The organism is Prevotella sp. AM42-24, from assembly GCF_003461825.1.
GTDB classification, from domain to species: Bacteria; Bacteroidota; Bacteroidia; order Bacteroidales; family Bacteroidaceae; genus Prevotella; species Prevotella hominis.
Genome location: NZ_QTXV01000002.1, coordinates 78,558 through 94,173, shown reverse-complemented (window position 1 = coordinate 94,173; position 15,616 = coordinate 78,558). Strand labels below are relative to the sequence as shown.

At 46.7% G+C, this 15,616-nt stretch carries 13 protein-coding genes; 2 read left to right on the top strand and 11 right to left on the bottom strand.

Translation table 11 applies throughout. The features are described 5' to 3' along the window. Window positions 1–185: 185 nt before the first annotated feature. Genes DW917_RS01285 through dnaN form a run of 6 tightly spaced genes read right to left on the bottom strand, consistent with a single transcriptional unit; the run spans window position 186 to window position 7,722 of the window. Complete coding sequence (locus tag DW917_RS01285; protein ID WP_118115726.1) at window positions 186–1,838, bottom strand: tetratricopeptide repeat protein; 1,653 nt, start codon at window positions 1,836–1,838, stop codon at window positions 186–188. Next, window positions 1,835–3,493: a DNA repair protein RecN gene (recN, locus tag DW917_RS01280; protein ID WP_118115724.1), complete on the bottom strand. Its 1,659-nt coding sequence runs from the start codon at window positions 3,491–3,493 to the stop codon at window positions 1,835–1,837. Before recN ends, DW917_RS01285 begins: the two co-directional genes overlap by 4 nt. 2 nt (window positions 3,494–3,495) lie before the next feature. After that, entirely contained in the window at window positions 3,496–4,389 is an 894-nt protein-coding gene (locus DW917_RS01275) for a DUF4835 family protein (RefSeq protein WP_118115722.1), read from the bottom strand. 28 nt (window positions 4,390–4,417) lie between these two features. Next, window positions 4,418–5,689 carry a bifunctional phosphopantothenoylcysteine decarboxylase/phosphopantothenate--cysteine ligase CoaBC gene (gene coaBC, locus DW917_RS01270; protein ID WP_118115720.1) on the bottom strand — a complete coding sequence of 424 codons (1,272 nt, stop codon included), beginning with the start codon at window positions 5,687–5,689 and terminating at the stop codon, window positions 4,418–4,420. Window positions 5,690–5,708: 19 nt separating this feature from the next. After that, window positions 5,709–6,572 carry a 3'-5' exonuclease gene (locus DW917_RS01265; protein ID WP_022111162.1) on the bottom strand — a complete coding sequence of 288 codons (864 nt, stop codon included), beginning with the start codon at window positions 6,570–6,572 and terminating at the stop codon, window positions 5,709–5,711. Between the two features lie 25 nt (window positions 6,573–6,597). Then, window positions 6,598–7,722, bottom strand: a complete 1,125-nt coding sequence (dnaN, locus tag DW917_RS01260; protein ID WP_118115718.1) for a DNA polymerase III subunit beta — start codon at window positions 7,720–7,722, stop codon at window positions 6,598–6,600. Between the two features lie 252 nt (window positions 7,723–7,974). Here dnaN and DW917_RS01255 point away from each other — a divergent pair, with 252 nt between their 5' ends. After that, complete coding sequence (locus DW917_RS01255) at window positions 7,975–8,415, top strand: DUF3127 domain-containing protein (protein ID WP_118115716.1); 441 nt, start codon at window positions 7,975–7,977, stop codon at window positions 8,413–8,415. 371 nt (window positions 8,416–8,786) lie between these two features. Here the strand turns inward: DW917_RS01255 and DW917_RS01250 are convergent, their stop codons facing one another. Genes DW917_RS01250 through DW917_RS01240 form a run of 3 tightly spaced genes read right to left on the bottom strand, consistent with a single transcriptional unit; the run spans window position 8,787 to window position 12,535 of the window. Beyond that, window positions 8,787–9,974 carry an MFS transporter gene (locus tag DW917_RS01250; RefSeq protein WP_118115714.1) on the bottom strand — a complete coding sequence of 396 codons (1,188 nt, stop codon included), beginning with the start codon at window positions 9,972–9,974 and terminating at the stop codon, window positions 8,787–8,789. Between the two features lie 27 nt (window positions 9,975–10,001). Beyond that, window positions 10,002–10,772: an NAD(+) diphosphatase gene (nudC, locus tag DW917_RS01245; RefSeq protein ID WP_118115712.1), complete on the bottom strand. Its 771-nt coding sequence runs from the start codon at window positions 10,770–10,772 to the stop codon at window positions 10,002–10,004. Beyond that, entirely contained in the window at window positions 10,769–12,535 is a 1,767-nt protein-coding gene (locus DW917_RS01240) for a bifunctional UDP-sugar hydrolase/5'-nucleotidase (protein ID WP_118115710.1), read from the bottom strand. The genes nudC and DW917_RS01240 overlap by 4 nt, the downstream gene beginning before the upstream one ends. Before the next feature lie 198 nt (window positions 12,536–12,733). Between DW917_RS01240 and DW917_RS01235 the strand changes: the two genes are divergently transcribed. Continuing rightward, window positions 12,734–13,495: a DnaJ domain-containing protein gene (locus tag DW917_RS01235; RefSeq protein ID WP_118115708.1), complete on the top strand. Its 762-nt coding sequence runs from the start codon at window positions 12,734–12,736 to the stop codon at window positions 13,493–13,495. Between the two features lie 123 nt (window positions 13,496–13,618). On the opposite strand, the gene DW917_RS01230 is transcribed toward DW917_RS01235, so the two are convergent. Together DW917_RS01230 and DW917_RS01225 are read right to left on the bottom strand one after the other, a co-directional pair. After that, window positions 13,619–14,851 carry a zinc ribbon domain-containing protein gene (locus DW917_RS01230; RefSeq protein ID WP_118115706.1) on the bottom strand — a complete coding sequence of 411 codons (1,233 nt, stop codon included), beginning with the start codon at window positions 14,849–14,851 and terminating at the stop codon, window positions 13,619–13,621. A gap of 67 nt (window positions 14,852–14,918) precedes the next feature. Beyond that, window positions 14,919–15,605: a glycoside hydrolase family 25 protein gene (locus tag DW917_RS01225; RefSeq protein WP_118115704.1), complete on the bottom strand. Its 687-nt coding sequence runs from the start codon at window positions 15,603–15,605 to the stop codon at window positions 14,919–14,921. Window positions 15,606–15,616: the final 11 nt, after the last annotated feature.

Genomic DNA, 15,616 nt, shown 5'->3' with positions numbered 1-15,616 from the left:
ATATCTCTATCCATAGAATTTTCCTTTAGGTTCTTCCCTTGACATTTCCTTTGTTTTTTTATTAATTATGTATTATTTTGCCCATACTTACGCAAATCTGAGTGCAAAGGCATTTGGGGAATAAAATAAAAGGCGTATGTTCCCATCACGAGAACAGTACGCCTACTATAAATGAAACCTAAACTTTAATTCAATTTGTATTTCTTCAGATATTCATCCACTCTGGTATCACCCAGCTCCTTAGCTTTCAGCAGATTACCTTTGGCTTCCTCTTTCTTGCCTTTCTCTGCTTGCAGAATACCGAGGAGAAGATAACCATCAGCGTATTCCGGTGCCAGTCTGATACAGGCTTCTGCAGCGCTGATTCCCTCATCATATCTCTTCACGCGGAGATCGAGACTTGCCCATTCTGCAAAATAGGTTGGTTCGTTCGGATTGAGATAACAGGTGCGGGCGATGTCCAACAATGCCTGCTGCCATTGGCGCAACTTCATCTCGCATTTGTATCGGGCATAGAAGAAGGTAGGTGCTATCGGACGAGCTATGCTGTCATACATATTATAGTCTGCCAATGCTTCTCTGGTCTTGCCCTGGGCATCGAGGAAATTGGCACGTGCCAGATAATAAGGGGCTGCCATCTTGGTGCGAACTCCTACTGATACGGCACTGTCCAGAAGTACTTTCAACTCATCGTATGGTGCTTTCAGCTGACTCTTAGCTTGGGCTGCCTCATACCATATCTCGCCACTGTTCATCGGTGTCTTGGTCAGTTCCATAAACAGGTCGTATGCTTTCTGATAGTCCTTTTTCAGGTAGTTGATTTTACCCTCCTGGTGCTTGTAAAGCGGCTCAGCCTTGATACTATAGGCTTTCTGTGCTTCCTGCAAAGCCTTGTCTGCATTCCAAGCAGGGTAGATGGAATCGCCTACGTATGCTACCTTCTGATAGATGAGGTCAGCAAAATCGCCGTGAGCCTCATTCTTCTTGCTGCATTTCTTGATGCTTTCCTGCATCACTTTCTCTGCCTCCTCAAATTGCTGTTTGTTGACCAACAAGGCTGCCTTTTCCTTATAACCGAATGAGGATGTAGGGAACTTTCCGATAAACTCGTCTGCATATTTCATGTTGTCATCAGCCGATTTCTGTCCCTTGCTCAGTGTCATCATCGTGATGGCATCTTCCTCCTTGTCTGGCAAGGCGGTGCGGATGCCGCTTTCTCGAAGGGCTGCGTCCAGGGTGGAGAGACCGGTTACATGCAGTTGTTTGCCATAGTTGGCATCGATGGCCGTAACGGTACCATTGGAGTGCATAAGTCCGATTACCTGTCCGTCTTTATTGACAAATGGGCAACCTATGGCATTCTCTGGTGCGGTATTGCTGAAAATATAGTAGTTGTAGGAGGTGTTAAACTGCTCTACGCTACTGATATCCTCTTGCTGGTATTGTGGCTTTTTGATGGAGTAGGGAACCAGCCATACCTTGTTGCCAGCTTCTGAAGCCTTGCTTGCAATCGGTGCAGCATTGGTATTGCCGATGACTCTGAATTTAGCCATATCATACAACTCGTCTGCACCCATGATGGCATCTACTTCCATCGATTTGCCATTGGCATCTACTACGGTTGCCTTGGTAGCGCCGATAAATGGCTTGAAGGTACTGATGGCAGTGCCCTTGTTGTCGATGAAGACGCCCTGGGTAGAAGCGATGATGCCTCCATCTTTGTTGAAGGTGGTGAGTGAGAAGACACTCTTGGCTACCTTCTGCACAGAACCTGGCTGTGCAAGGAGAGATGATGCTCCGACCATCCATCCTATCATAGTTATATATATTCTTTTCATATTCTTAATAATTCCTTGGCATTAGCGAGTGCCGCCTCGCTGACATCACTTCCACTGAGCATCTGGGCGATTTCCTGTACACGTTCCTGTTGTGATAGTTCCGTCATGCGACTGATAGTTCCGTTGTCGGTTTCTTCCTTGCTCACCTTGTAGTGGTGACTGCCCATGGCTGCTATCTGTGGCAGGTGGGTAATGGAAAGAACCTGTCGTTCGTGGTTGCCCATCTCTACCATGATCTGTGCCATCTTCTCTGCTATCTTGCCGCTTACTCCAGTATCTATCTCGTCAAAGATGATGGTTGGGAGTTTCACGGCTCCGCTGATCATAGCCTTCAGCGAGAGCATTACACGGGCAATCTCTCCTCCTGATGCTACTTGGGTAACAGGTTGGAGTGGGGTGCTCTTGTTGGCACTGAAGAGGAAGCTTACCTTATCTCCACCATCGTGGCTGAGCGGTTTCTCTGTCAGACTGATGCTGAATCTTACGTTTGGAATGCCCAACGGGATGAGGCGCTGTTTCATTTCCTCCTCTACTTTTTTGGCAGCCTTCGTACGGATAGCGGTCAATTCCTTTGCCTGTTTCTGTGCATTCTCTAACAATTGGGTCACTTCCTGTTCCAAGGCTTCCACATCTTCGTCGCTATGGTCGATGTGTGAAAGCTGTTCCTTGAGCTGATGGTAGGTTTCTATCAGTTCTCCCAAGTCTCTGACGTGGAATTTCTGCTGCAGTGAGTTGAGTTTGTCCAGTCGTTCATTGATGGTCTCCAGACGGGCAGGGTCAAATTCTACATGATCGGTCAGTCCGTTTACTTCCTGGGCAATATCTTTCAGTTCGATATAACTGGAATCGATGCGCTCCAACAGTTCGGTTACTTCGGGATAAACATCCTTGATATTCGCGAGTTGCTCTGATGTCTGTTTCAGTCTTTCGATGATATTGCCGTCATCTCCCGACAGATGGTTGTCTGCCTGATAGAGTGCCGTCTTGATATCTTCGGAATGACTGAGCATCTCATATTCCTGTTCCAGTTCTTCCTGTTCTCCGTTCTGCAGTTGTGCCTCATCGAGTTCCTTAAACTGGAATCGGAGGAAGTCCTCGTTCTCTCTGTTCTTTTCGATTTCAGCCTTCAGAGCGTTCAGTTTCTGGTTGGCTTGTTTATATTGATTGTACGCAGCCTCATAATTCTTCCGCTGTTTCTCGTCCTGTGCAATAATATCCACCACATTGAGCTGGAAGTCTTCCTTCTGCAACAGGAGATTCTGGTGCTGCGAATGTATATCGACGAGTTGTTCCCCCAGTTCCCTCATCTTGGTCAGCGATACCGGTGTATCATTGATGAAAGCACGGCTTTTCCCTGCTGCCGTCAACTCACGGCGTATGATGGTATCCGACAAATCTTCATCGATGTCATTGTCGGTGAAGAACTGTTGCATATCATATTTAGACAGATCGAAGTGTGCCTCGATGACGCAACGATCTCTGCCAGCCTTGATAGACTTGCTGTCAGCACGGTTGCCTAACAACAGACCGATGGCTCCGAGGATGATACTCTTTCCTGCACCCGTTTCACCCGTGATGACGGAGAAGCCTGGGTGCATCTGGATATTGAGTTCGTCGATGAGCGTGAAATTCTTGATATATAATTGTTTGAGCATAATTATTGCTTGATTTTGTCCCACGAATTGTTCTGTGTAGGATTGATGGAGAAGAGGAGGTCATAGATACTTTCCTTCTCTTTCTGAGTTCCCTTTCCCTTGTAGATATTGGCGAGCTCGTCTTTCTTGTAGTCCGTCCATATCTGTGGCAGGAGACTGAGCGGCTTGTTTTCCCTTGCCTTCTTCAGGTTCTCCTCCAGAGTGGTCGTGATTTCTGTACGTCCTCGTTCTGCATTGTTTGCCATCTCGTCAAGTCCCTTTCTGTAATAATCGTATTGGAGTTGGCGGAATGGTTTCATACCTCCATCCAGATAGTCGGCGATGATGGCATAGCGGTTTCGGTTGTTGTCGAAAGCTTTCCATCCCGGGAAGTCGAGGTTCTGGGCATTGTTGGTGAGGTTCATGCAGCGCTGCAGGATGTCTTCTCCTCCCATCGGGGAGAAGGTGTCGAGATCCAGACCGATGATGAGATAAGCGTAGTAGGCGAAGAGGGCAGTCAACTGGTTGTCGAGTGTTTCCTCATTGAATTCAATCTGGTCGAACTCAGCAAACTTGAAGATAAAGTTCTCGTCCACATTATTATATATAGTAGTGGTGTAGGCGGAGTTATAGACGGGGCGGTTGGCCTGTATGAGTGCCTTGCAGGTGAAGAGACCTTGGCTCTTGTCATACTTGCTCACCGTCAGATTGAAGTTGCAGTTGATGCGCTCGTTCTTCTGAAATTGCAGATGCGTCCATTGTCGCTCGTTGACGAATCTCTCTAACGTCTGCTGCAGGTTGTCGAAAACAGCGTTGTCCGTGCCCGAAATCTGGGCATGGTTGATGGTAATCTTCGCTTGCAGTTCCTGCGCATGAATATAGGATGCACCACTAACAAGCAGGGTGCATCCTATCATCAGTATCTGAAGGCAGAAGCCTTTCATATTAGAAGAGCTTAGCCAATTCATCGATGATGTCGGCAGCCACTTCTGTCTTTGGCTTTTTCTCATATTCTATCTTACCCTTTTCAGAAATAATCGTGATTTGATTTTCGTCTGTCCGGAAGGTGGTGCCTGGGTTGCGGGTGGAATTGAGCACGATGAAGTCTGCGTTTTTCTTGATACGCTTCTTCTCTGCATTCGTTTCCTCATCATTGGTTTCCAGTGCGAAGGCTACGATGTGCTGGTCTTCCTGTTTCATCTGTCCCAATGCGGCAGCGATGTCGTGGGTGGGTTCCAGACGCAGGAGTAAATCGTCCTTTTCGCGTTTGATCTTCCTGTCTGCCACCTCAGCTGGTTTGAAATCAGCCACTGCGGCACAGAGGATAGCTGCATCCATCTTTCTGCCCGTTGAGTTTCCATCGGTCTTTCCTTCAAAAGCCATCGTGGTAGCCTGATACATCTCCTCACAACTCTCCACGTCGATGCGGTGGATATCCTCATGACAGGAGAGTGATACTGGTCCGGCAATGAGGGTTACTTCAGCCCCTCTCTGTCGGCATTCCTCAGCCAAGGCAAATCCCATTTTGCCGGAAGAATAGTTGCCAATAAAGCGCACAGGATCTATCTTCTCATAGGTAGGTCCGGCTGTGATAAGGATACGTTTCCCCATCAGATCCTTTCCCTTGATACAGTCCTTCATGCCTTCCTTGTTTCCATCCTTCATTCCGTCCAGCAGGTCGAAATACTGGTCGATGTAATCCACGATGACCTCAGGTTCTTCCATACGTCCTTTACCCTCCAATCCGCTGGCAAGGAATCCAGAAGCTGGTTCGATGATGATATTGCCGTATTCCTTCAGTCTTGCCATGTTGGCTTGCGTAGAAGGATGCTTATACATATCGAGATCCATGGCAGGAGCCAGGAATACAGGAGCCTTCATGGAGAGATAGGTGGTAATCAGCATATTGTCAGCGATACCGTTTGCCATTTTTCCCATGGTAGAAGCCGTACAAGGAGCGATGACCATTGCGTCTGCCCAGAGACCGAGATCTACATGAGAGTTCCAGGTGCCGTCGCGCTGAGAGAAGAACTCGCTTACCACGGGTTTATGAGTGAGGGCAGAGAGGGTGATAGGGGTGATAAACTCCTTTCCGGCAGGAGTGATGACCACCTGAACCTCAGCGCCCCGCTTGATGAATCCTCGTATAATCAGGCATGCTTTATAGGCTGCAATCGAGCCTGTGATGCCCAATACGATTTTCTTTCCTTTTAACATAATCTGTGATTAGAAGAAATTACTTTCCCATTCGTTTATTGTACTCACGGAGACGGATGCGGGTGAGTACCTGCTTGGTGTTGTTGGTAAATTCGCTTCCTAATATCCAGGTGTAATAGCCTGGGTCCTTGGAAAGGATTTCTGCCACATCCCAACCTTTGTACTTACCGAAGTTGAACACCTCGTGCTTGAGTGGTTCACCTTTCTCGTCGAGCACTGCTTTTCCGTTGGCATCCACTACTTCTTTCCAGATGATGCGTCCGGCGAAATCCACGTTGTCCTTCTGCTTAGAGAATGCTGCAAGCTCATCCATATCATTGTTGAGTACACGGTCCGGTTCTTCCTGTACGCCTGGAGCATATCTGTCCAATTCACCCATGAGTACACGGTAGGTAGCCTCTGTATCCTGATCGGCACGGTGAGCCTCGAAGTCTTCCTCCATCTTTCTGCCGCAATAGAACTTATAGGCTGCAGCTAAGTTGCGTCGCTCCATCTTCATGAAGATAGTCTGTGCGTCGATGAGGCGGCACTTGTTGAAGTCGAAGTCGATGCCTGCACGGAGGAACTCTTCTGCGAGCATAGGTACATCGAAATGGTTGGAGTTGTAACCGGCAAAGTCGCAACCGGTAAATTCCTGTTCGAGTGTGGCAGCCAACTGCTTGAAGGTAGGTGCGTCTTTCACGTCCTCATCGCTGATACCAGTCAGTTCTACCACCTCTTGTGGAATTGGTCTTCCCGGATTGACAAAGAGGTTCTTTCGAACCTCCGTGCCGTCTGGACTGACCTTAATATATGACATCTGTATGATACGGTCTTTGATGAAGTCGAGACCCGTAGTCTCCAAATCAAAGATGATCAATGGTTTCTTAAGATTCAGTTTCATTTTTTTTTTTCCTTTCTCTGCGTGATTAGTCGTTGAGCAACATAGGCATGAGCAACATGAGGACATCTTCGTTTTCAGGCTGTTCGGCTGGAACGATGATACCGGCACGACTTGGGTCTGCAAGTTGGATAATCACCTGCTCGCTGCTGAGGTTGTTGAGAATCTCCTGCAAGCTGCTGCCCTTGAAACCGATGCTCATATTGGTATTGTTTGACTCGCATACGAGCTGTTCCTTGGCTGATGTAGCGAAATCTACATCCTCTGATGAAACCTCCATGTGGTTGTTGTCTATCTTGAGGCGAATCAACTGGCTGCTTTCGCTGGCGAATGGCATGACACGGCGCAAGGCACTGATCAGGGCACGGCGATCTACAGTCACCTCGTTAGGGTTGTTTGGAATCACAGAGTTGTAGCTTGGGTATTTTCCCTCGTAGAGAATACATCTCAAACTACCGTCTGTAAAGAGAATCTCTGCACTCTTCTCATCAAACTTGATGGTTACGTCACCTTCTTCGCGTGAGAGGATGTTCTTCAGGAGTGTAGCTGGCTTCTTTGGAAGATCGAAAGCAGCAGGAGTATCGCTCTTGATAGTGAAGTTCTTGTTGCGTACCAACTTATGTCCGTCACTGGCTACAATGTTGAGTGATTCTGGTGTCAAATCGAAGTAGATACCATTCATCACAGGGCGCAACTGGTCGTTAGCAGTAGCAAAGAGGGTACGGGTGATATTGTCGATGAGCACAGCTGCGTCGATGGCTACTGTATGTGCAGCATCGTTAACGCTCTGTGTGCGAGGATATTCATCAGCACTTTGCGCTGTAAAGTTATAGAGACCATTCTGGTATAAGATCTTGATAGCCAAGGTGCCCTCAGTATCGATATCGAAATCGAGTGGCTGCTCAGGGAGTTCCTTGAGAGATTCGAGGATAACCTTGTTAGGGATACAGAATTCTCCTTCACCGTCGCACTCTGTGAGTTCGATGGTAGTCTTGAGAATATTGTCACTGTCGCTGGCTGTGATGGTCATCTCGCCTCCGGCTACTTGGAATAAGAAACAGTCAAGGATAGGCAGAGAGTTCTTTCCACCGATGACCTTGGCAAGCATGTTGAGCTTATTGCTCAACGCAGTACTGGATAATGTAAATCTCATGAGTATTTTGTATTTTAAATATTATCTGTTACTGATATAGTTGTTATTAATCTATTGTTTCTGTTATATGACGAGCCAGTAGGCAACTTGTTGTTTCCTAAAAGCTGTAATATGAGCACAAAAATACAAAAAATATCGGTTATAGGCAAAAAAAACAGAGAAATGTTTTAGTTTTTGAACTATTTTTAGTAATTTCGCAAACTGAAAGGTAACTTTCTTCGTTTTTAAAACAAAATATTAATCGAGAAATATATGGAATTACAAGGAAAGGTCATTGCCGTTTTGCCTGAAAGAAGCGGTGTCTCTGCAAGAGGCGAGTGGAAGTCGCAGTCGTTTGTCATCGAGACTCACGAGCAATATCCTAAGAAATTAGTGTTTGACGTATTTGGCGCTGACCGTCTGGCTCAGTTCAACATACAGAGTGGTGAGGAGATTAATGTTTCATTCGACATTGATGCTCACGAATATAATGGTCGTTGGTTTAACAATGTACGTGCCTGGAATGTAGTGAAGGTAGATCCTAATGCTGTTGGCATGATGGGTGGCGTTCAGCCTGGTGCAGCTCCATTCCCTCCAATGGGTGCTCCTGCTGCTCCTGCTGGTGGTGCTACAGCTCCATTCCCTCCAGCTCAGAATGCAGCTCCTGCTGCTGATGCCAATGCTGGTGGTAGTGCAGACGATCTTCCATTCTAAATGATGGCACATCTAAAGGATAGAAAATCGTTTAAATGATAACACAAAATCGCTTCTTTCGAAAAGACTCGAAAGAAGCGATTTTTTTATCTCTGTACCCACTTTTACTTTATTCCTTCCAGATTTTATCCCAAATTGTTAATCATATCTTTGAAGGAATATATAAAGTCACTGAACTTTCGTATATAAGGAAGTTAAAGGAGTTAAGAAAGTTAAGACGTATGTCTTGTTGCTTAAAAAACTATGTCAAAAAGACTATTGTCTTGACTCTTCAGCGACCATAGGGAGTGATAACTCCTTTAACTTCTGAATTTGCGAAACTTGAATTAATTTAGAATAATATTTATTTTTTTTTCTAAATTTTCGGTTTTCTATTCCATTCTTCTTCTTTTCTCAAAGAATTTCTTGGAAGCGAGGAAAAAGAGGAATACACTGGCAGCATTTTCTATCGCTACCATCCAGAAAGTTGTATTGTAACTGAAATGTTCTGCCACGACGCCTCCTAATAGACAACCGATACCGAAACCTAAATCCCAACCGGTAAGAATACTACTGTTGGCAGTACCTCGCTGGTCATGGCGGGCTACATTGATAAACATGTTGAGGAAAGCAGGGTAGAGGTGTCCATTGCCCAGTCCGATGAGGGCAGCAGAGAGATAATAAGCTATCGGATGATGAACGCCTACGAAGAGAAGGAATCCCACCAGAGAGATGCACATACCTTCGGCTGCATTCTGAGTTAACTTACCTTGGCTCAATGCCTTACGACCTTGCAGACGGGATGTGAAGAGACCGATGGAAAGAATGGCAAAATAGGTGCCGGTTCCTCCCGTAATGCCCAATTCCTCCTTGCTGTAGATGGCAAGGTAATTGCTGAGGACTCCCCAACAGAAACCAAACATGGCGATATTGATGGCGAGCAACCAGGCACGGGTCAGGAAGAAACGGTCGAAAGAGAGTTTCTCCTTGTTTTTGATAATTTCCTTTTCGGGCAAGCGGATGGTTCCTGCGATGACCACTGAGGCTAAAGCTACTAAAAAGGCTATCCAGAAAAGAACCATGTAGCTCCCCACGAAATCGTGGAGATAAATTCCTATGGATGGAGCAATAGCCATGGCGAAGTTATTGCTCAATCCATAGAGACCGATACCTTCATTGCGGCGACTCGAAGGGAGTACATCGATGGCACAGGTACTGTTGGCTACTGTGACTGCACCGAAAGGACCGCCATGAAGGGTGCGGCAAATGGCAAACATGAGGATGGTGCCAGCGGCGATATAACCGGCAAAGAAGATGGCAAAGCCCGACAAACAGAACATGAGCACCTTCTTGCGGGAGAAACTATCGACTACATAGCCACTGAATGGTCGGATGATGAGAGCTGCCACGGTATAGCCGCTCAGTACGATTCCAATGGTATCCTTCGTTGCTCCGAAAGTCTCGCTCAGATAGAGTGGGAGCAGGGGAGTAAGAAGGTAGAAGGCAAAGTACAACAGGAAATTGGTTGTCATCACCTTCACATAGTTTGCATTCCAGAGTTTCTCTTTATTCGTTGACATACACCTACATGTTTTACCGTTAATGAATTATTTTTCCTCCAACCAGGCATCAATGAGCTTTCTGGCGATGGAAAGTTTCTCAGGGAGGATAGGGAGGTTGTCTTTCCTGAACCATCTTCCGCGGGAGAGTTCTTCTTTCTGAAGATGAACCTCCCCATCTACGTAGTCGGCTGTAAAACCAATCATCAGTCCGCTCGGATAAGGCCACGGCTGGGAACCGAAGTATTTGATATTGGTAATGGTGAGTCCGGTTTCCTCCATCACCTCGCGGTGAACGGCTTCCTCCAGGCTCTCACCAGTCTCTACGAATCCTGCTACGAGACTGTCGAAATTACCCTTGAAGTTGCGGGCATGAACAAGAAGCACCTCATCGCCCCTATGGATGAGTACGATGATGGCTGTGGCGAGGGAAGGCCAAACCTGTTTGCCGCAGTTGGTACATTTCTTACTGATATCTGTTGCCATCTCCATAGGTGCACCGCAGACACCGCAGAAGTGGGTATTCTGGTCCCAGTAGTTCAATTCCTGACACTTGCCAGCCTTCTGGTAGAGTGCCGGAGAGAGCTTGTAGAAACTGGGACGGAGCCCGCACATCTCGTATTTCGGATTGTCTGTGATAGGTTCAGGAATAGTGAACGTTTTCACCTCCGTACCATCTTCCATTGGAGTAATGTTGAGGATATGTGTCCAGGGCTTTGTCTCTATCGGGCACTCCTCACTGCATGGAATCGTGTAGGTTCCGTCTTCTCTCTTTTCCAAGACGATATCCGTCTTGCAGAATATAAACCAATATTTCATTTTTTCTTACCGAATAAAAGTTGATAGTCTCTTTCTGCGGCAGGCTTCACCCAATTCTGTGGCACAAATTTCCAGTTGCCGTTAGCCTTTGCCTCAATTTCGCCCATACGTGAAATCTCCTCCATGAGATAGAAACGCTGGTCTTTCTCACTGCGATATACGATGCGCTTCTCCAGTTCTTCCTTTGGAATACCGGCACCCTTGGTCAGGAGTTCACCACCGCCATTGCCGCGATAACTGTTCACTGCCACATTGTAGAATTTCTTCTCATCGAAAGGTTGTCCGTTGCTCATGCGCAGGATCTTCACCTTCTCTCCGTCTGGCTTGGTGACATCCACCTCGTAGTCGATGCCCGCAGCACTGTCGAAATTGAAAGAGAAGTTCTTGAAACCGAGTCGTTGCTGGTCGCCGAAAGTCTTTTCATCCAGCAGCAGGAGATGGTCGTCAGGACTCTTCATGGTGTTAACCCAGAGGTCGTAGCTCATTTCCAGATGCTTGCGTATCTCTTCACCGGTGAGGCGCATGGTATAGAGTCCGTTCTCATATTTATAGAGATTGAACATATCGCTGACACGGATAGGTCCCTCCTCAATGACAGCATTCATCTGCAGCGGAGCATTGAAAGCGATGTCGGCCTTGGTAATCTGGAGCATCAGGTTGAGGATGAAATCATTGAAAGCGCAGTCGCCGAAGAATGCCTCACGACTGTAGATGGCGTTCTTGAAAGTTCCGATTTCCTTGTTGACATATTTATCTACCGCTTCCATCTGAGGCTTGAAGGCTGCTATGAATTTCTCATCGATAGGACAGTCTGTCACGTCTGCTATCTTGCCATGCACCTGCTTGTTCTGCAGGATATGCGCCGTCTTGTTGTTGATGGTATGCTCATCGATGGTGATGGTGATTTCTGCATCTGCCACGCTGATGGCATTGTTGGCAGGGTCGAGACAAACCACCTGCTTGCCCTCATTATTGGTGATGGTCTTGCAATGGCGGGTATGGTCGTGTCCGAAGAGCACCAGGTCGAATCCCGGAACCTCCTGTGCCACTTTCTGTGCTGCATCTTCCTCATATTCCTCGGTCTTGATGCCGCCGTCCCAACCGCTATGGAAGAGACCGATTACAACATCCGGGTCTTCCTTCTCCTGAAACTGCTTCATCCAGTACTTGGCAGAAGTCACCATGTTCTCAAAGCGGAGACCGCTCCAGAGGTTTTCTGCCAACCAGTTAGGGATGGCAGGAGTAATCATGCCCAGGACGGCAATCTTCACGCCCTCGCGGTTGAGGATGATATAAGGTTTCACGTAAGGAGCCTGGGTTTTGGTGTCGATGATATTGGCACCGATCACAGGACAGTTGAGTTCCTTGATCCATTTGTCGTAAACCGCATGGCCGGTCTCAACATCATGATTACCAAAGGTTTGTGCGTCATACTTCAAGTAGTTTACCACATCTGCTGCCACGTTTCTTTCCTTCGTAGCGATGTAGTTGTAATAATAGCAGGTAGGTTGTCCCTGCAGGATATCTCCGTTTTCCAGCAGGATGAGATTATCCTTGTAGGTTTGGCGGAGAGAATCCACGTATGAAGAAACACGAGCGAGCGATCCAGCCTTCGGCTTGCGGTTGATGAAATCGTAAGGGAAGAAGGAACCGTGTACGTCACTGGTTTCTATTACTCTTAGCTTGACAGTTCTTTGTTTAGCCATGATTGCATTTGGATTAAGAGTTAGCGCCATCAGTAGCGCGGCCATTAATTGTTTCATAACTGAAAGAATTTATTAATATCTGTAAATCAAGTATCAGTGAATGGGTATGTCATTGTTTCTGACAGATGGGTCATTATTTCTGTCAGTCCACGTGAAAATTTCCCATTTGGATGCAAAATTACAAAAAAGAAATGAATACGGCATACTTTTTGTAGGATAATTGCTAAAAACTTTAAAAATGGAGGAATTGTAATTATGGCATTTGTAGATTATTATAAGATTCTCGGTGTGGATAAGAATATCCCTCAGAAGGATGTCAGAGCTGCTTATCGTAAACGCGCAAAGCAGTTCCATCCCGACTTGCATCCTAACGATCCGAAGGCGAAGGCAAAATTCCAGGCTTTGAATGAAGCCTATGATGTCATCTCCGATCCAGATAAGCGCGCCAAATATGATCAGTATGGCGAACAGTGGAAGAATGCGCAGGCTTATGAACAGGCTGGCGGTGGATTTGGAGGCTTCGGCGGCGGTGGTGCTGGTGGCGGCAATCCGTTTGAGGGCTTCGATTTCAGTAATTTCGGTTCGGGAGGCAGCGGTTTCAGCAGCTTCTTCGAAAATCTCTTCGGTGGTCGTGGCGCTGGTGGTGCTGGAGGCTTTGGCGGTTTCGGTGGTTTTGGCGGAAACGCTGGGGCTGATTTCGGTGCTGGTGGTTGCAACGGCGGATGTGGTGGTAATGCCCGTCATAGTACTGGTGAGATGAACATGAATGTGAATATCGATATGTACACTGCCTTGTTGGGAGGTGAAGGTATTGTGAAATTGAGCAATGGCTCAAAGATCAAACTGAAGATCAAACCAGAGACGCAGAATGGTACGAAGGTTCGTGTTCGTGGCAAGGGTTATGACCGAGGCGACGGCACATTCGGTGATCTGATTATCACCTATAATGTGAAACTTCCTACGGGACTCACCGAGCGTCAGAAGGAATTGCTGAAAGAAATGAAAGAAGCAAAATAAGGGAATAGGTTGCAATATAACATTTTGTTGTTAAAAAGTAAAACTCCGATGGATATCAATCACATCGGAGTTTTTTTGTTTTTGAGTTTAACCTGTTATCTTCTTACCTTTCATACCTGAAAATTATTCTGCGGTAACCTTCGCCATGTTGAAAGCAGAAACCTTTCCGTCTGGCGAAACGGTAGCGTTAATCTTGAATTTGTTCTCTACCTTGCTGCCATCTGTCTTGTCGATGTCCTGACGAGCAGAGAACTGTACCTGGAATTCATATTCCTGATCGCCTACCTCGCGTTTCTTGATCTGGTAGTCGTTGTTGAGGTGCCAGTTCATATTGCTTACATCTTCCTTGTAGAGTTTGTGCATGAAAGTAGCCACATCTGACTTGGTGGCAGAAGCCTTGCCGAGCAGCGAAGAGAGGATATCCTCGCAAGTTGCCGTCAGACCATCCTCATTGCGTGAGTTGATGCTCTGGAAGAACTGTCGGAAGAGACCGCTTACCATCTGCTTCTCTTCTGGCTGTACCACACTGCTCTTGATTTTCTTCATGGCAATCTCAGCCTCTTCGATATGAGCACCGTCGGCATGTGCATCCAGGTATGCCTGATAAGCATCCACCGAGTTGTCTCTCTGGGCTAACTGCCAGTCAATGGAGTCTATCTTATTCCAAATCTCGTTTTTATGCGGTGTGTTTGGATATTTCTGCAGGTAAGCTTCCAGAGCTTCTTTGGAATCACTGACGAGGGCATTGGTCCAGTCCTGATCTACCTGTTGCAGCATGTTGAGATGTGCAGTGATAGAATCGCGGTGAGCCTCATCTGCATCCTTGTATGTATCCAGGTAACTTTTGAGTACCATCGGGTCAGAGCTCTGCATTGCATATTCGTAAGCCTCCTGTTCCTTGTTCTTGTTGGCACTGTCGTAGAAATAATAGAAAATGCCGCATACCAGAATAGAGAAGATGGCTGATATGATGAAGACCAGACCTGGCTTCTTCTGTTTTGGCTGTTCCTTTCCCTCTGCATCTTGCTTGGATCCCTGTGCTGTAGGGCGAGGAGTTGCCGGAGCAGTTGGAGTTGCTGATGGAGTAGGAGAAACCGGTGAAGCTGGTGCCGCAGGAGTTGTCGGTGGTACAGGAGGTACAGGTGGAGTTACAGGCTTTGGGTCTGTAACGGGTGACACCTGAGCCTGATAAGTAGGTCGATGACAGTTAGGACACATCTCCTGAACCTTGAAGTAAACCTCTCCGCAGTTAGGGCATTTGATAACCTTGCCTGCTATTTCTACGCCGCAACTTGGGCAAACGGGTGCTTTGTCACTGATTTGATGTCCGCACTCTGGACATTTTATAATTGCCATGTTATTTCTAAATATTATATATTACTAAAGAATTCTTGCTTTCTCGTTATCGGATTCTGATTCCCCTTTATCGGTGTCGGAATCTGATTTCTCTCAACTTATGTTTTCCCATAAACCGGCTTTTATCTACATATCCGTTTACGCCGTTGAGTCGTCCCTTTCCGGTATATTGCCACATCTCAATATCCCTGCCATCACGGAGCACAGGCTCTCGCTTGCTGTATTGGGCTATCATGATCTTGTAACTGTTGAGCTTGCCGAGCAGGTAGTTGTCGTAGAAGTTGGCACCTGTATAGACGAGCGGTTTCTGCTTGTAGGCTTTCTCCACGAGATGCAGGAACTTGAAGAGCGAGTCACAGAATTCCTTTGTAGGCAGGTTACTCTTGGTTTCCACGTCTATCATCGGCAGCAGATCCTGATCGCCAGGTCGGCATTGTGCCATGAAGTTTTCCAACTGAGTCTGTTGTGGAATACGGGCACGATAGAAATGATATGAACCCACTTTCAGTCCATATCTATGAGCCAGGTCTATGTTTTGTTTATATTTACTGTCCACGTTGGTTGCTCCTTCCGTGGCTTTGAGATATACGTAAGCCATTTTGGAGTTATCACCTACAGTTTCCCAGAACACATTGCCCTGATAGTGGCTCAGGTCGATGCCATGTACATGCTGACAGGTATCCTCGCATTGCACTTGCGCCTGGATGCCGAGGGACATGATTATTGTTATGATTACTATAAAAATACGCTTCATACGTGCAAAGT